This window comes from Saccharopolyspora dendranthemae, assembly GCF_007829955.1.
GTDB lineage: Bacteria > Actinomycetota > Actinomycetes > Mycobacteriales > Pseudonocardiaceae > Saccharopolyspora > Saccharopolyspora dendranthemae.
Genome location: NZ_VIWX01000005.1, coordinates 271,503 through 287,951, shown reverse-complemented (window position 1 = coordinate 287,951; position 16,449 = coordinate 271,503). Strand labels below are relative to the sequence as shown.

General features: G+C 69.3%; 15 protein-coding genes. 7 read left to right on the top strand and 8 right to left on the bottom strand.

Annotated features, from left to right (window positions below):
- From FHU35_RS23045 to FHU35_RS23025, 5 genes are all read left to right on the top strand, one after another.
- Entirely contained in the window at positions 1-1,275 is a 1,275-nt protein-coding gene (locus FHU35_RS23045; RefSeq protein WP_246110515.1) for a class I adenylate-forming enzyme family protein, read from the top strand.
- A 5-nt stretch (positions 1,276-1,280) separates the two neighbouring features.
- Positions 1,281-2,381, top strand: coding sequence for a thiolase family protein (locus FHU35_RS23040; protein ID WP_186459592.1), 1,101 nt, complete (start codon positions 1,281-1,283; stop codon positions 2,379-2,381).
- Positions 2,378-3,052, top strand: coding sequence for an energy-coupling factor ABC transporter ATP-binding protein (locus tag FHU35_RS23035; RefSeq protein ID WP_145743217.1), 675 nt, complete (start codon positions 2,378-2,380; stop codon positions 3,050-3,052). The genes FHU35_RS23040 and FHU35_RS23035 overlap by 4 nt, the downstream gene beginning before the upstream one ends.
- Positions 3,049-3,654, top strand: coding sequence for an energy-coupling factor transporter transmembrane component T family protein (locus FHU35_RS23030; RefSeq protein WP_145743215.1), 606 nt, complete (start codon positions 3,049-3,051; stop codon positions 3,652-3,654). Before FHU35_RS23035 ends, FHU35_RS23030 begins: the two co-directional genes overlap by 4 nt.
- 185 nt (positions 3,655-3,839) lie before the next feature.
- Positions 3,840-4,493 carry a hypothetical protein gene (locus FHU35_RS23025; RefSeq protein ID WP_246110514.1) on the top strand — a complete coding sequence of 218 codons (654 nt, stop codon included), beginning with the start codon at positions 3,840-3,842 and terminating at the stop codon, positions 4,491-4,493.
- A 20-nt stretch (positions 4,494-4,513) separates the two neighbouring features.
- Here FHU35_RS23025 and FHU35_RS23020 read toward each other — a convergent pair whose 3' ends face one another.
- The 3 genes from FHU35_RS23020 to ctaD all read right to left on the bottom strand — a co-directional run bounded on the left by FHU35_RS23020 (position 4,514) and on the right by ctaD (position 8,644).
- Positions 4,514-5,380 carry an aminoacyl-tRNA hydrolase gene (locus FHU35_RS23020; protein ID WP_246110513.1) on the bottom strand — a complete coding sequence of 289 codons (867 nt, stop codon included), beginning with the start codon at positions 5,378-5,380 and terminating at the stop codon, positions 4,514-4,516.
- An 18-nt stretch (positions 5,381-5,398) separates the two neighbouring features.
- Complete coding sequence (gene serB, locus FHU35_RS23015) at positions 5,399-6,625, bottom strand: phosphoserine phosphatase SerB (RefSeq protein WP_145743213.1); 1,227 nt, start codon at positions 6,623-6,625, stop codon at positions 5,399-5,401.
- A gap of 228 nt (positions 6,626-6,853) precedes the next feature.
- Positions 6,854-8,644, bottom strand: coding sequence for an aa3-type cytochrome oxidase subunit I (ctaD, locus tag FHU35_RS23010; RefSeq protein WP_145743211.1), 1,791 nt, complete (start codon positions 8,642-8,644; stop codon positions 6,854-6,856).
- Between the two features lie 380 nt (positions 8,645-9,024).
- On the opposite strand from ctaD, the gene FHU35_RS23005 reads away from it, so the two are divergent.
- Positions 9,025-9,558: a DUF305 domain-containing protein gene (locus tag FHU35_RS23005; protein WP_145743209.1), complete on the top strand. Its 534-nt coding sequence runs from the start codon at positions 9,025-9,027 to the stop codon at positions 9,556-9,558.
- 145 nt (positions 9,559-9,703) lie between these two features.
- Positions 9,704-10,576 carry an SDR family oxidoreductase gene (locus tag FHU35_RS23000; RefSeq protein ID WP_145743207.1) on the top strand — a complete coding sequence of 291 codons (873 nt, stop codon included), beginning with the start codon at positions 9,704-9,706 and terminating at the stop codon, positions 10,574-10,576.
- A gap of 90 nt (positions 10,577-10,666) precedes the next feature.
- Here the strand turns inward: FHU35_RS23000 and FHU35_RS22995 are convergent, their stop codons facing one another.
- From FHU35_RS22995 to FHU35_RS22975, 5 genes are all read right to left on the bottom strand, one after another.
- Positions 10,667-11,458, bottom strand: a complete 792-nt coding sequence (locus tag FHU35_RS22995; protein ID WP_145743205.1) for a VanZ family protein — start codon at positions 11,456-11,458, stop codon at positions 10,667-10,669.
- 842 nt (positions 11,459-12,300) lie between these two features.
- Positions 12,301-13,044: a succinate dehydrogenase/fumarate reductase iron-sulfur subunit gene (locus FHU35_RS22990; RefSeq protein ID WP_145743203.1), complete on the bottom strand. Its 744-nt coding sequence runs from the start codon at positions 13,042-13,044 to the stop codon at positions 12,301-12,303.
- A complete protein-coding gene (locus FHU35_RS22985) occupies positions 13,044-14,951 on the bottom strand; it encodes a fumarate reductase/succinate dehydrogenase flavoprotein subunit (RefSeq protein ID WP_246110512.1) in 1,908 nt (635 codons plus the stop codon). The genes FHU35_RS22990 and FHU35_RS22985 overlap by 1 nt, the downstream gene beginning before the upstream one ends.
- A gap of 106 nt (positions 14,952-15,057) precedes the next feature.
- Entirely contained in the window at positions 15,058-15,858 is an 801-nt protein-coding gene (locus FHU35_RS22980; RefSeq protein ID WP_145743199.1) for a hypothetical protein, read from the bottom strand.
- 159 nt (positions 15,859-16,017) lie between these two features.
- Entirely contained in the window at positions 16,018-16,308 is a 291-nt protein-coding gene (locus FHU35_RS22975) for a hypothetical protein (protein WP_145743197.1), read from the bottom strand.
- Positions 16,309-16,449 lie beyond the last annotated feature (141 nt).

The window sequence follows — 16,449 nt, the reverse complement described above, 5'->3', positions numbered from 1 at the left end:
GTGCTGCCCATCCTCGGGCGCGAACCCGTCTCGCGCGTCGGCGACCTGACCGGCCCGGAGCTGGTGTCGGCAGCGCACGAGGTCGCCCGCAGGCTGCCGCCGGGTGCGCGGGTGGCGATCTCCGGATCGGACGAGACGTCCCGGCTGATCCACTTCCTCGGCGCCGACCTGGCCGGGTGCGCGTCGCTGCTGATCGACCCGGACTGGCCCGATCTCGACGGGGTGCTGGACGACGCGCGCCCGGACGTCCTGCTCGACGCGGACGCGCCGCCCGGTCCCGACCTGGGCACCGCAGTTCCGGTGGGCGACGAGTCGACGTGGTTCTACCTGCCCACGACGTCGGGGACCACGGGACGGCCGAAGGTGCTGGCCCGTTCGCGGGGTTCGTGGCTGCGCAGCTTCACCGCGCTCGGCGTGCCGCTGGAGCCCGGCGACCGGGTGCTGATCCCCGCGCCGCTGAGCTCGTCGCTGTTCCTCTTCGGCGCCCTGCACGCCCTCCACGGTGGCGCCGACCTGCACCTGTTGGGCCGCTGGTCGGTGTCGGCAGCCGCCGAGGCCACCCGCGACGCGACCGTGGTCCACCTGGTCCCGGCCCAGCTGTCGGCGCTTCTGGCCGTGCTGGAGCACGATCCGCTGCTGCGGTCGCGGTGCGCGCTGCGGTTGGTCGTGTGCGGCGGCGCGAAGCCCGATCCCGCGTTGGCGGAGCGCCTGGCGAGGGCTCTTCCGGGCTGCGGGCTGGTCGAGTACTACGGCTCGGCCGAGCACTCGCTGATCGCGGTCCGCCACGACGAGCGGCTGATGCCGGTGGTCGACGTCGGGGTCCTCGACGGGCGCCTGCTGGTCCGCTCCGACCTCGCCTTCGACGGCTACCTGGAACGCGGCGAGCTCGTCCCCGCCTCCACCCACTGGACCGGTGATGAGGCCGTTCAGCACCCGGACGGCGCGCTGGAGATCCTGGGCCGCGCGGGCGCGGTGATCGACACCGGCGCCCGGCTGGTCCCGGTCGAGGCCGTGGAGTCGGCGCTCCGGGCGGTCGACGGCGTGGTGGACGTGGTCGTCGCCCCCACCCGTCATCCGCGCTTCGGATCGATCGTCACCGCGGTCGTCGAGGGCGACGCGCAGTTGGCCGACCTGCGCGCGCACGCCCGCCGGAAGCTGCACCCCGCCGAGCTCCCGCGTCGCTGGCTGATCGTCGACGCGCTTCCCCGCACGGCGTCCGGCAAGCCCGCGCGCGCGGTGATCGCCGAGCGGCTGAGCAGCGGGGAGCAGCTGTGAACCCGGTGATCATCGCAGCCCGCCGCTCCCCCATCGGCGAGGCCGGAGGGGCCCTCCGGAACGTCGAGGCCGACCGGCTCGCCGCCCCGGTGCTGCGCGCGGTCCTGGACGACGCCGGGATCGAGCGGGTCGACGACGTGCTGCTGGGCAACGTCCTCGGTCCCGGCGGCAACCCCGCGCGGGTCGCTGCGCTGCGCGCCGGCCTGGGCGAGGCGACCCCGGGCATGACGATCGACCGGCAGTGCGCCAGCGGTCTGTCGGCGATCACCGCCGCGGCATCGATGATCACCGACGACGAGTTCTTCCTGGCAGGCGGCGTGGAGAGCCCGTCGACGGCACCGTGGCGCGCGTGGCGGCCGAGGAACGCGACCGAACCGCCGACCTTCTACCGGAGAGCCCCGTTCGCGCCCGCGGACATCGGCGACCCGGACATGGGACCGGCCGCCGACCTCGTCGCCGCCGAGGCCGGCATCGGCCGCGACCGCCAGGACGCCTTCGCCGCCCGCAGCCACGCGCGCGCCGTCGCGGCGCAGGACGCCGACCGCTTCGACGCCGAGCTGGTCCCGATCGGCTCGGTGACCGGTGACGAACGCCCCCGCAGGGCTTTCACCCCGCAGCGCCTCGCCCGCTTCCGCCCGGCCTTCACCCCTGACGGCACCGCGACCGCGGCGAACTCCTGCGGCATCAGCGACGGCGCGGCGGCGGTGCTGGTCACCAGCGAACGGCAACGCGCGAGACTGGGCGTGCCGGGCCTGCGGCTGGTGGGCGCGCGGACCTCGGGCGTGGACCCGAACCGTCTCGGGCTGGGCGCGGTCCCGGCGATGCGGGCGCTGTGCGAGCGGCACACCCCGGAGATCGTCGAGTTCAACGAGGCCTTCGCCGGGCAGGCCCTCGCGTGCCTGGACGCGGTGGGCATCGATGATGCTCTCGCGAGCCCGGACGGCGGGGCGATCGCGCTCGGTCACCCGTGGGGCGCGTCGGGAGCGGTGCTGGTGATCCGGTTGTTCAGCCGGATGGTCCGCCAGGACGGGCCGAGGATCGGCATGGCCGCGCTGTCCTCCGGCGGCGGACTGGGCGTGGCGACGATGTGGGAGCGAGTGGGTTGATCGAGTTCGAAGGCGTCGGGCACAGCTACGACGAGCGGACCGTGCTGGACGGCGTGGATCTGCGGCTGTCCGAGCAGCGGGTGGCGTTCGTCGGCGCCAACGGTTCCGGCAAGTCCACGCTGGCCAGGATGATCAACGGCCTGGTGCGCCCCAGCCGGGGCCGGGTGCTGGTCGACGGTCTGGACGTGGCCCGCGAGGGTCGCGCGGTCCGGCGTCGCGTCGGGTTCGTCTTCACCCACCCCGACAGCCAGATCGTGATGCCGACGGCCGGCGAGGACGTCGCGTTCTCGCTGCGCAAGCAGGGCCTGTCCAAGGCGGAGCGGCAGCAGCGCGCGGTCGAGATGCTGGCCCGGCACGGGCTGGAAGGCTACGCCGAGCACCCCGCCCACCAGCTCTCCGGTGGGCAGAAGCAGCTGCTGGCGCTGTGCTCGATGCTGGTGCTGGAACCGGACGTGCTGGTCTGCGACGAGCCCACGACCCTGCTGGACCTGCGCAACAAGCGGCACTTCGGTGAGGTCCTGGCCGGGCTGGAGCAGCAGGTCGTGCTGGTCACCCACGACCTCGACCTGCTCGACGGCTTCGACCGAGTCATCGTCCTCGACCAGGGCCGCGTCGTCGCCGACGACGTCCCGGACCGGGCTGTCGGCTTCTACCGGGAGCTGATCGGGTGAACCCGCTGGGCCTGTACGAACCCGGCACCAGCCCGCTGCACCGGCTCGGCGCGGGCTGGAAACTGCTGGCACTGCTGGTGTTCGCGGTCGTCACGTTCGTGCTCAGCGGCCCGGTGGCGTTGTCGGGCTGCGTGCTGGCGGCGGCCCTGGGCTACGCGCTGGCCCGGATCCGGCTCCGCCGCGTCTGGCAGCTCGCCCGGGTGCTGATCCCGCTGGTCGCGATCGTCTTCGCGCTGCAGTGGTGGATGCTCGACCTCGCCCGCGCCGAGACGATCAGCCTCCGCCTGCTGGCCACCCTCGCGGCGGCGAACCTGTTCACCCTGGTCACCAGGGTCGACGACCTCGTCTCGTCGGTGGAACGAGCCCTGACCCCGTTCGCCCGCTTCGGCATCCGCCCGGAACGAGTCGGCCTGCTGGTCGGGCTCACGGTGCAGGCGATCGCGGCCCTGTCGACGATCGCCGCCCAGGTCCGGGAAGCCCAGCGCGCCCGAGGCGCGGAACGCTCCCTGCCGGCCTTCGCGATCCCCTTCCTCGTCAGGACCCTCCGCCACGCCGACGACCTCGGCGAAGCCCTCGCAGCCCGGGGCCTCGGCGACGACTGAGAGCGTCAACAGCCAAGCGGTGGTGTCACAACCCGACCTGTCTCCACCAGGGAAGCGGACAAGTTCTCCCCCGCCACAACAAGAATCATGATGGGAATGGGGGACGCATGACCGGTGGACAGGAAAGATCGGCTTCGCCGATTTTGCGGGAGCTGTCGGGATCGTTCTCGGGCGGTCCTTCGCTTGTGGACAGCTGTGATGATGCCGAGCTCTACGGGCGGATCTCGATGGCCGTGTCGTGCCTGTACGGGCCGACCGGCGAAGACCTCGTGGGGGAACACGAGCGCGCCGCAGTTCAGGAAAGGCTGGTCCAGCGACTTCAACAGGGTTGGTTCGGCGAAACCGCCTTGACCTCGCCCCAATCTCGATACGCCGTCGACCTCCCCGGACTCGGCGTCGCGACGCTCGAGGCCGATGAGCACAACCCCGCGGTCGCGGCGAAACCGCGCCACGCCGTGTGGACGGGCTCGCTGCTGCCCGACGGAACGAGCTCCCTCGACACCATCCGTTCACCGGTCCCGGACAAGCAGAGCAAGAAGCTGTTCCTCCTCGAGTTCGACCCCGCCGAGGTGCGGGTTCGCTTGATCGACGAACCGGAGGACTGGCGTCGGCTGGTCAACGAGTACCCCGTCCGCTGCACCGACGGCACGATCGGCGTGTCCTGGCGAGCCGTCTCCGCCGACTACGACGTCGTTCGCCTCTCGGCGAGGGGCCTCGTGCACTGCCAAGGCGTTGCGATGCGCGTGGCCTCCGGCATCACGACCATGCAAGGCTGGGATGCCGAATCGTCCGCCTGGTTCCGCTTTCCACCCGGAACGACGATCTCGCCGGTTCCCTGAGCGAGGGCACGGGCTGATCCTCAGAAGCGGTCCTCCCGATCGAGGAGGTCGGCGCTCCGCTGTCCCGGAGGAAGTTCGACCCAAGTCAACCGCCACTGGGCGAGGACGGTGACCGTGCCGGGGTCGACTTCGGTGAAGCCCGCGTCGCGGACCATCGCGACTCGGGACTTGCGCCAGGCGGTTTCGGGGTCGTCTCCGGGGTGGAGGTCTGCCCAGGTCTCCGGCGTCGCCTGGCGGACGGCGCACGGGTAGCCATCGGCTGCCCAGCGCTCCAGGGCCCGGTCCATGCCTTCGCCGTGCAGCTGGGCGGCGAGGATCATCGTCGCGTGGCCCACCTGCGCTGCGGATTTGCCCGCGCTCATCGGGACGTCGGGGTTGAGCCAGAGCACCGGGACGCCGTGGGCGACCTCACCTGGCTCGTCGGGTTCGAGCTCGCTGCCGGAGATCTGCAGGCGGCTGAGCTCCTTCGGCATGTCGGCGACCCGCATCGGCAGCAGCGCGCGGACTTCCGCGCCGTCGACCTCGACGGTGATGCCGGGCAGCGACTGCACCGCCTCCCAGTGGGCACCGCGGGCGCGGCGGGTGACCTTGCGGATGCGGCCGGAGATCCAGCCGTGCATCGCCTCGTGCCACTCCCCGCCCGGCGCGCAGCGCTCGTCGAGGCAGACCGCGAGCGCGGCAGCGGCGGCGGCCTCCAGCAGCGCCGTGCGCGCCGGGGGCTCGCGGCGCTCGATGCGCAGCACCATCGGCATCAGCACGACCTGCTCGGGGTCTTCGTCCGAGGTGTCGGCGGTGGCTTCGCCGGTCAGCGAGAGCCACTGCGCGTAGCGGGAGAGGAGCGGGTCCAGCACGGAGAGCGGCAACACGACCTGCTCAACTCCCGTCACGTCGTGGGTGTTCCGGAATCACTGCTCGAGTGGCACCCGTCGCAGCACACCGTCCTCGGCGTCGGCGGATTCGATCTCGGCGCGGGTCACGCCCATCACGAACAGCACCGTGTCCAGGAACGGGTAGGACAGCGCGGTGTCGGCGACCTCGCGCAGCGCGGGTTTGGCGTTGAACGCCACACCGAGGCCTGCGGCGGAGAGCATGTCGATGTCGTTGGCCCCGTCGCCCACGGCCACGCACTGCGCGGAGGGGACGCCGAAGGACTCGGCGAAGCTGCGCAGCGCCTTGGCCTTGCCCGGCCGGTCGATGATCTCGCCGATGACGCGCCCGGTGAGCTTCCCGTCGACGATCTCCAGCTCGTTGGCCGCGCTGAAGTCGAGCCCGAGCTCGTCCACCAGCTGGTCGATGATCTGCGTGAACCCGCCGGAGACGACGCCGGTGTGGAACCCGAGCCTGCGCAGGGTGCGGATCGTGGTCCGCGCGCCCGGGGTGAGCTCCAGCTCGGCCGCGACCTCGTCGAGCACGGTCGCGGGCAGTCCTTCCAGCACGGCGACCCGCTGCCGTAAGGACTCGCCGAAGTCCAGCTCGCCGCGCATGGCGCGCTCGGTGACCTCGCGGACCTGGTCCTCGCAGCCGGCCCGGCGGGCCAGCATCTCGATGACCTCGCCCTGGATCAGCGTGGAGTCGACGTCGAAGACCACGAGCCGCTTGGCGCGGCGGGACAAGCCGTTGCGCTCCACCGCCAGGTCGACCCCGGTCTTGGCGGCGAGCGCCGCCATCGCCTCGGTGAGCTCCGTGTCGTCTTCCACGTGCGGCGCTGTGACCTGCAACTCCAGCCCGGTCACCGGGTAGTCGGCGACGCGGCGGATGGAGTCGATGTTGACGTTGATCTCGGCGAGCGCCCGGGACACGTCGCTGAAGTTGCGGGCGGTCACCGGCTGCCCCAGCACGACCACGGCGTGCGTGGAACCGAGCTTGGCGGCGTCGATGTCCTCGGCGCCGATCTCGACGTCGACGGTCATGCCGACGGTCGCCATCGCCTGTTCCACGGCTTCTTGCAGCGTCTCCGGGTCGGTCTCGGTGGACACCAGCACGCCCAGCACGAGACGACCGCGGATCACCACCTGCTCGACGTCGACGATGTCCACGCCGTAACGGGTGAACGCGGCGAACAGCACGGAGGTGACGCCGGGCTTGTCCTTGCCGGTCACGGTGATCAACACGGTGGTCACATGGGAGCTCACGACTGCGAAAGTTCCTCTCTAACCGAGAATGCTGGACGTGGGTCGTTCGAGGAGGTGGCGCTTGCCCTTGCCGCAGGTGTGGGACTCAGCCCGCACCGCCACGCAAGCCTCCGCGAGACAACACCAAAAACAGCAACGAGCCCCGGCAGGCCGTTTGGCTTGCCGGGGCTCGCCGTCGAGCTGGTCCCTACCCTGGCACAACCGTGCCGTTCGGGGCTATCGACGAGGTCACTTCTCGGTGGTGTCGTCCCGATCCGACGTGTCCTTGTCCTTGGCCGGCTGAGTCAGGGTGGCGGTACCGCCAGAGCCTTCCTCCTCCTTGTGGGCCAAGGTCTTGCCGGTCAGGGACAGGTGCGCTTCCAGCCGCATCCGCTCGGAGATGTGCGGGTAGTGCAGCTCGAACGCGGGCCGCTCGGAGCGGATCCGCGGCAGCTCCTTGAAGTTGTGCCGCGGCGGCGGGCAGGACGTGGCCCACTCGAGTGAGTTGCCGTAGCCCCACGGGTCGTCGACCTCGGCGACCTCGCCGTACCGGTAGCTCTTGAAGACGTTGTAGAGGAACGGGAGCATCGAGGCGCCCAGGATGAACGCGCCGATGGTGGAGATGGCGTTCAGCGTGGTGAAGCCGTCGGACTCCAGGTAGTCGGCGTACCGGCGCGGCATGCCCTCGTTGCCCAGCCAGTGCTGGACGAGGAACGTGCCGTGGAAGCCGATGAAGGTCAGCCAGAAGTGCAGCTTGCCCAGCCGCTCGTCCATCATCCGGCCCGTCATCTTCGGGAACCAGAAGTAGATGCCGGCGAAGGTGGCGAACACGATCGTGCCGTAGAGCACGTAGTGGAAGTGCGCGACCACGAAGTAGGTGTCCGACACGTGGAAGTCGATCGGCGGCATGGCCAGCAGGACGCCGGTGAGACCACCGAAGAGGAACGTGACCAGGAAGCCGACGCTGAAGATCATCGGCGTCTCGAAGGTCAGCTGCCCCTTCCACATGGTGCCGATCCAGTTGAAGAACTTCACACCGGTCGGGACCGCGATCAGGAACGTGGTGAACGCGAAGAACGGCAGCAGCACGGCGCCGGTGGCGTACATGTGGTGCGCCCACACGACGACCGACAGCGCGGCGATGCCCAGGGTCGCGTAGACCAGGCCCGAGTAGCCGAACAGCGGCTTGCGGCTGAACACCGGGAAGATCTCGGAGACGATGCCGAAGAACGGCAGCGCGACGATGTAGACCTCGGGGTGCCCGAAGAACCAGAACAGGTGCTGCCACAGGATGACGCCGCCGTTGGCCGGGTCGAAGACGTGGGCGCCCAGGTGGCGGTCGGCCATGAGGCCGAGCAGCGCGGCGGTCAGGATCGGGAACGCCATCAGGATCAGCACGCTGGTGACCATGATGTTCCAGGTGAAGATCGGCATCCGGAACATCGTCATGCCGGGGGCGCGCAGGCAGACCACGGTGGTCAGCATGTTGACCGCACCGAGGATCGTGCCCAGACCGGAGACGGCCAGACCGGCGATCCACATGTCCGCGCCGTGGCCCGGCGAGTGCAGGGCGTCCGACAGCGGGGTGTAGGCGAACCAGCCGAAGTCGGCGGCGCCACCCGGCAGCAGGAAGCCGCTGACGACCATGAGGCCGCCGAACAGGTAGAGCCAGTACCCGAACGCGTTCAACCGCGGGAACGCGACGTCGGGCGAACCGATCTGCAGCGGAAGGATGTAGTTCGCGAAGCCGAACAGGATCGGCGTCGCGTACAGCAGCAGCATGATCGTGCCGTGCATGGTGAACAGCTGGTTGTACTGCTCCTGCGACAGGAACTGAAGTCCCGGAACGGCCAGCTCGCCGCGGATCAGCATCGCCATGAGGCCGCCGACCAAGAAGAACGCGATCGAGGTGACCAGGTAGAGGATGCCGATCTGCTTGTGGTCCGTGGTGCGGAACATCCGCGCCAGGAACGATCCCTTAACCGTTTTGCGCACCGGATAGGGGCGCGTGGCGATCGGCTGTGGCGCGACGGCCGTCACGGTGCCTCCTGCAACTCCCTTTGAAGCCTTCTCGGACCCGGACGGATCCGCCCCGGCCCGGGTTGGGCCGGTGACCGCATGCGACGCCCGGCAGGAACCCCTGCGCGGGAGCTGGTCGCAATACCGCCGACTGCGGATACTAGTCCTGGGCTCCGGCCGGAGTTCGGCCGGGCCGTAGCCACCCTATTCATCGGGCCCTCGATCGTCACGCCGGGTGAGAGCCATCAGACACACGGCGATCTGCGGCCGCGCGCGTGGACGTCGGCCGCACCGGGCGCGAGGCGGACAGATAACCTACGTGACAACAGGTCCGGCAGCCCACCTGCGTTCGCACCGGGCAGCCCTGGGACGACGTCCACCAGATCCTGGAGGGGAAGCACGTGCGGAAGAGCACGATCATCGGCGCTGTGCTGGTCGGCGGTATCGCACTCGCGGGCTGCACACCGGCCGAGTACGACAGCGACCAGCCGCCGGCCCCGGGCACCCCGCCCGCGGACGCGCCGAAGATGGCCGGTCAGGCCTCGACCGGCGAGCACGGCGCGAGCGGTCCGGCCGCTCAGCTGCTGAGCAACCGCCAGCAGGTCCTGGCGCTGGCCGAGCTGGGCGCCACCAAGGCGACGAGCCCGCAGGCGAAGTCCGTCGCGGCGGAGCTCCAGCAGTCCGCGACGGAGCAGGTCTCCGAGCTCCAGCAGCAGGCGGGCGGTGCCGCGCACGCCGAGTCGGCGGACGCAGCGCTCTCGGCGCTGAGCGGAACGGCCTTCGACGCCCAGTGGAAGCAGCAGGTGCTGTCGCTGGTCAACGAGGCCGCCACGCTGGCCTCCTCGGCCCAGAACGACGCCGCGCTCAAGGAGCTCGCGACCGAGCTGACCACCGAGCAGCAGGAGATCACGGCGAAGCTCAACGCCATCGCTTGATCTTCGGAGCTACCGGCTCCGCACGAGAGGCACCCGCGATTCGTCGCGGGTGCCTTTTTCGCTCTTCACCTCGAAACCTACTCGGCGTAGGCTACCGCCAGTAAGCTACTGCGGAGTAGCTAGCGGTCGACTCGAGGGAGAGCAGATGGCGAACGTGTCCGGCAAGGTCGTCCTGATCACTGGTGCCGCCCGGGGCATCGGCGCCGAAACCGCGCGCGAGCTGGCACGACGCGGCGCCAAGCTCGCCCTCGTGGGCCTGGAACCGGACGAGCTGGCCGCAGTCGCCGCCGAGCTCGGCGAAGGTCACTTCTGGGCCGAGGCCGACGTCACCGACCCCGACTCGCTGCAGGCCGCCGTCGACGCCGCGACCGCGAAGTTCGGCCGCATCGACGCCGCCATCGCCAACGCCGGCATCGCTCCGCTGGGCAGCGTCCGGGCGGGGGACCCGCGCGGCTTCCTCAAGACCATCGACGTCAACGTCAACGGCGTGTTCCACACCGCGCGCGCGGTGATGCCCGAACTCGCCGCGAGCAAGGGCTACCTGCTCGTGGTGTCCTCGCTGTCGGCGTTCGCCCCGATCGGCGGCATGGCCGCCTACACCGCGAGCAAGGCCGCCAGCGAGGCGCTCGCCTCGGCTCTGCGCATGGAGGTCCTGCACCTGGGCGTGTCGGTCGGCTCGGCGCACCCGTCGTGGATCGACACCGACCTGGTGCGCGAAGTCGCCGGCGACCTGAAGACCTTCACCGAGATGCGCAAGCGCCTGCCGTGGCCGATGCGCGCCATCACCACGCCCGACCGGTGCGCTCAGGCCTTCGCCAACGCCGTCGAGCGCCGCAAGCGCCGCGTCTACGTCCCGCGCGCCGTCATGCTGATGCACTGGCTGCGCAACGTGCCGGGCTCCGCGCTGGTAGAACTGGTCATGCGCCGGCAGCTGATCCGGCTCATCCCGCAGTTGGAGCAGGAGACCCGAGAGCTCGGGCGCTCCATGAGCGCGCGGAACGAGAAGCTGAACTCCTGAGCACCTCAGGGCTCTGGTGAGCCCGGCCGCAGCGCACGCGAAGGGCCGGTGGCCGGGATCGCGACGGAGTGCTCCCGACCACCGGGGTCTTCAGCGGATGTGCTGCTGGCCCGCCAGAGCGCGCCGCTGAGGACCGCCGACCAGCCCGGGCGGCTGGCGGAAGACTTCCTGCCCCGCCAGCGCCGGGCGCTTGGTGAGCACCGGCTGCTGGGGCAGGGACGGGCGGCGGCGCGGGAGGTTCTGCCGGCTCTGAGCCGCGGCCTTGTAGCACTGGCGCTCGTGCTCGATGCGGGCGATGAGCAGCCAGACCGTCGGGTCGCTCTCCCCCGTGGTCCGGTGCTGCGGACGACTCGTGGGGCTGATCCAGAACGGCAGCCGCACGAGCATGCCGCCGAGGGTGGCTCCGATGGAGTTGCAGACCACGTCGTCGGCGGAGCAGACGCGCCCGCTGATCGCGATGAACTGGATCGTCTCGATCGTCGCGGAGCACAGCAGGCCGCCGAGCGCGATCTTCACGACGTTGTCGAACCACAGGAGCCGTTGCGGCACCAGCACGCTCAGCGGCAGCAGCAGCACGAGGTTGCCCACGAGCTGCAGCCACGGCTGCGAGTCACCCGGAGCCGCTGTGAGCGCCTCCGTGACGTCGTTGCCGATGTCGGGCCGGAACGGCTCGAGAGTCGGCACCTGGGGTGTGAAGACCAGGTATCCCACGACGAGGACCGAATAGGCCAGGGCCCCGTCGATCATCGGCTCCCGCATCACGAACGGCTCGGTCGAATAGCCTCGGAACAAGGCTGATCCGCATCCGACGGCGCCCGCGATCAGGAGCAGTGTCGTCACCACCGGAACGAATCCGTCGAAAGCCACGAGAATCTGCTGCACGTCCGCCGCACTTCCTCTGGCAGCCAGCGCCAGAACTCAAGGCACGCGGTGAATCCTCCTCGGATCTCCCGGATACCTGAAAACCGTTGGGAATTGCCATTTCCAGCGGTCGGCGTTGACCGAAGTTTTCTGGGGTCTGCATCAGCCGGCGGCGGCCGGACGCCACCTCGGGGTTTCGCGACGTCCGGCCGCCAGGCCCCTGTCGCCGATTCGGCGGCAGGGCGGGGCTTGGCGACGTGAAAGGCCATTCGGCGTATCGATGGGCCCTCGTCGGGGTACGGTTCCCATCGGCCGTCCGGCCGTCCACAGAGCAAACCCCGCGACTGGTCGGTTGATGTCCATCTGAATCGACTCCGTTCGCACTGGAACGTAACCGGAGAAGCGGGCCGAACGACAGCCATGACGAGAACACGCCATGCCGCGAAAACCGTCCACAATGGACGAATTTGAAAAGTCAATCCGCTGCGGCCAGCGAAAATTCGCGAGGAAAGCGACTTCCGGGCGTTCGCTGTCAGATAATTCACACAATTGCCAGCGCGCGGAGGTTCGTGAATTGTGTGTAACCGCTGGTGAACGCGATGATGAGTATCGTGAATAATGGGGAACTCGCGGGTGAATCGCTCCCCACCGCACGGTGTCGAATGGGCCGCATCCACCTCGGCGCACGGTTGAAACTACACACCACCGAACAGCCCCGTGCAGCCGCCTCCGACGAAAAGATGACGGCCCACCGAAGAAAGTCGGTGAGCCGTCATCGCACTCGTGTCGGGACTAGGCCATGTCGAGGAATGGGGCGGAGTCGCTCACCCAGGAACGGGACTCAGCTCGCACGCGAACAGTTTCTAGTCCTTCTTCTTCCGGAACAAGCGCAGGATCGGGTCGTAGCGGTGGTCCGCCACTCGCTCCTTCAACGGGATGAGGGCGTTGTCGGTGATGTGGATGTTCTCCGGGCAGACCTCGCTGCAGCACTTCGTGATGTTGCACATGCCCAGCCCGTGGTCTCCCCTCGCCTTGTCCGGCCGGTCCTCGGCCTCGTCGAGCGGGTGCATCTCCAGTTCGGCGACGCGCATCAGGAACCTGGGCCCGGAGAACGCCTCCTTGTTCTCCTCGTGGTCGCGGATGACGTGGCAGGTGTCCTGGCAGAGGAAGCACTCGATGCACTTGCGGAACTCCTGCGAGCGCTCCACGTCGACCTGCTGCATCCGGTACTCACCGGGCTCCAGGTCCGCGGGCGGCGTGAACGCCGGGACCTCGCGGGCCTTGGTGTAGTTGTACGACACGTCCGTCACCAAATCCTTGATCAGCGGGAACGCGCGCATCGGGGTGACCGTGATGGTCTCGTCCTCGGTGAAGGTGGACATCCGGGTCATGCACATCAGCCGCGGACGGCCGTTGATCTCCGCCGAGCACGAGCCGCACTTGCCCGCCTTGCAGTTCCAGCGGACCGCCATGTCCGGTGCCTGGGTGGCCTGCAACCGGTGGATGATGTCGAGGACGACCTCACCCTCGTTGACCTCGACGGCGAAGTCCTGCAGCTCGCCGTCGTCCGTGCCGCGCCACACCCGGAAGTGCGCCTGGTAACCCATCACAGCTCCTTAGCCTGGACGTCCGCGAGCTCGTCATCGGTGTAGTACTTGCGCAGCTCCTCCAGCTTGAACAGCTCCAGCAGCTCGTGACGCATCGCAACCTGCGGTTCCTCGGTGACCTCGACCCCCGTGCCGGACCGCTCGCAGACCAGGAGCTTCCGGCGCCACTGCGCATCCATCGACGGGTGGTCGTCGCGGGTGTGCCCGCCGCGGCTCTCGGTCCGCAGCAGCGCTGCGCGGGCGACGCATTCGCTGACCAGCAGCATGTTGCGCAGGTCGATGGCCAGGTGCCAACCGGGGTTGAACTGCCGGTTGCCCTCCACTTCGAGGTGTTCGGCTCGCGCGATCAAGTCCCGCAGCCGGCCCAGCGCCTCGCGCATCTCCTCGTCCCGCCGGATGATGCCCACGAGGTCGTTCATCGCCTGCTGGAGCTCCGAGTGCAGCGAGTAGGGGTTCTCGCTCTTGCCCTCGGCCGGGTTGAACGGGTCCGCGGCGCGTTCCGCCGCAGAGTCCACATCGGACGGAGCGATCCGCGGGCGGTCCACGAGGCCCTGGACGTAACCGGCGGCTCCGGTGCCTGCCCGGCGTCCGAAGACCAGCAGATCCGACAACGAGTTGCCGCCCAACCGGTTCGAACCGTGCATGCCGCCCGCGACCTCACCCGCCGCGAACAGCCCGGGCACGCGGGAGGCGGCGGTGTCGGGCTCGACCTCGACTCCGCCCATCACGTAGTGGCAGGTCGGGCCGACTTCCATCGCCTCGGTGGTGATGTCCACATCGGCCAGTTCCTTGAACTGGTGGTGCATCGACGGCAACCGCTTGGTAATGGTCTCGGCGGGCAGGCGCGTGGCCACGTCGAGGAAGACACCGCCGTGCGGGGAGCCCCGGCCTTCCTTGACCTCGTTGTTGATGGCTCGCGCGACCTCGTCCCGCGGCAGCAGCTCGGGAGGCCTGCGGTTGTTGTCCGGGTCGTCGTACCAGCGATCGCCCTCGGCCTCGCTGTCGGCGTAGTTGTCCTTGAACACCTCGGGGATGTAGTCGAACATGAACCGGCGACCCTCGGAGTTGCGCAGCACTCCGCCATCGCCGCGCACCGATTCGGTGACCAGGATCCCCTTCACGCTCGGCGGCCACACCATTCCGGTCGGGTGGAACTGCACGAACTCCATGTTGATCAGGGACGCTCCGGCGCGCAGCGCCAGCGCGTGCCCGTCTCCGGTGTACTCCCAGGAGTTCGAGGTGACCTTGAACGACTTGCCGATGCCACCGGTGGCGAGGATGACCGCCGGGGCGTCGAAGAGCACGTACCGGCCGGACTCCCGCCAGTACCCGAAAGCGCCCGAGACCTTCGATCCCTGCGCGCCCGAGTCGTCCTTGAGGAGCTCGGTGACCGTGCATTCCTGGAAGACCTTGATGCGGGCCTCGTAGTCGCCGAACTCGGCGTGGTCCTCCTGCTGGAGCGAAACGATCTTCTGCTGCAGCGTGCGGATCAGCTCCAGGCCGGTCCGGTCGCCGACGTGCGCGAGCCTCGGGTACTCGTGACCGCCGAAGTTGCGCTGGCTGATCCTGCCGTCCGGGGTGCGGTCGAACAGCGCGCCGTAGGTTTCCAGCTCCCACACCCGCTGCGGAGCCTCGCGAGCGTGCAGCTCGGCCATCCGCCAGTTGTTGAGGAACTTCCCGCCGCGCATCGTGTCCCGGAAGTGCACCTGCCAGTCGTCGCGGGAGTTGACGTTGCCCATCGAGGCGGCGATGCCGCCCTCGGCCATCACGGTGTGGGCCTTGCCGAAGAGCGACTTGCACACCACCGCGGTGCGCAGTCCCGCTGATCGCGTCTCGATCGCCGCGCGCAGACCCGCGCCACCGGCGCCGATCACGACCACGTCGTACTCGTGCCGTTCGATCTCCACTTCAAGTCCTTCTGAGTTGCTGGGAAGCGGCGCAGCCGCTCTCTTCCGTTCACCAGGGGGTTCCGGGCGCATCGCAGCCCGCGGCGTGCGCGGGCCTCCGGCGCTCCTAGTTGAAGAGCCGCGGATCGGCGAAGGCGCCGCTCGCCACGAGCATCACGTACAGGTCGACCAGCGCCACCGACACCAGCGAGGACCAGGCCAGCAGCATGTGCTTGCCGTTCAGCCAGGTGATCTTGGTCCAGAGCCAGTAGCGCACCGGGTGCCTGGAGAAGTGGGTGAGGCGCCCGCCGATGAGGTGGCGGCAGGAGTGGCAGGACAGCGTGTACGACCACAGCAGCACCACGTTGACCAGCATCAGCAGCGTTCCCAGCCCGACGCCGACTCCGCCGTCGGTGCCCTTGAAGGCGATGACCGTGTCGTAGGTCAGCACCGACGCGACCAGCAGCGCCGCGTAGAAGAAGTAACGGTGCACGTTCTGCATGATCAGCGGGAACCGCGTCTCGCCGGTGTAGCGGCGGTGCGGTTCGGCGACCGCGCAGGCCGGCGGCGACGCCCAGAACGACCGGTAGTAGGCCTTGCGGTAGTAGTAGCAGGTCAGCCGGAACCCGAGCACGAACGGCAGCACGAAGATCGGCGGCGGGATCAGCCAGCCCAGGTCCGGGAACGGTTGCCCGAAGTGGCTGGAGCCCGGCACGCAGGCGGCCGACAGGCAGGGCGAGAAGAACGGTGCCAGGTAGTTGTGCTCCGGTACCCAGTACCACTGGTTCATGAACGTGCGGATCAAGCCGTAGACCACGAAGGCCAGCAGGCCGAGGAAGGTCACCAGGGGCGGGAGCCACCAGCGATCGGTGCGCAAGGTGCGCGCACCGATCCGAGCGCGGCCGCCGGCGCTAGCGGGAGCGGACATTCTTTGACCTCGTTGTCGTGAGTCGTCCGATGTGCTCACCATGAGGCCGATCATTGTGGATCAGATCACAGCACGCTCGGTAGTCCCCCGACCGGCGCAACCTTCTCGCCACGCCGCGCGCCCTGCGCGGGTCCGCCGAGCGGAATCGATCGCCCGGGATCAGTACCGCGAGTGCCCGCCGAGCCCCTCGTCGTCGACGTCGCGCCACAGCGACGGGTCGTAGGGGGTGTCCGGCACGATCACCACGTCGTCGCGGACGTCGTCGCTGCGCCGCGGGACGGGCACGGCGGACGTGAGCTCGGCGGCGTCGATGTCGAGTCTTTCGAGGTCGTTGTCGATGCGGCGGACGGCTGCGGCGTCGCCGTACCGCTGCCGCAGCGCGCCTGCGCTCGCCCGCAGCTGCGTCAGCGCCCTCTGGAACTCGGCCAGTTCGGTCGTCGTGGGGGCCATCGGCGTACACCTCTCGCGCCTAGGTGGTGGGACCTCGACCTAGACTCTGCCCGCCACAGCCGAATGTGACAAGTACCACACTGAACGATCACCCACCCGTCCCCCGAACGAGCCCCGCCCACCACGAACCGCGCGTCCCCA

Bases quoted from the DNA above. Each gene is read 5' to 3' on its own strand.
- FHU35_RS23000 (WP_145743207.1), top strand. From the start codon at position 9,704: ATGGCGAACGTGTCCGGCAAGGTCGTCCTGATCACTGGTGCCGCCCGG.
- FHU35_RS22975 (WP_145743197.1), bottom strand. From the start codon at position 16,308: ATGGCCCCCACGACGACCGAACTGGCCGAGTTCCAGAGGGCGCTGACG.
- FHU35_RS22980 (WP_145743199.1), bottom strand. From the start codon at position 15,858: ATGTCCGCTCCCGCTAGCGCCGGCGGCCGCGCTCGGATCGGTGCGCGC.
- FHU35_RS22990 (WP_145743203.1), bottom strand. From the start codon at position 13,044: ATGGGTTACCAGGCGCACTTCCGGGTGTGGCGCGGCACGGACGACGGC.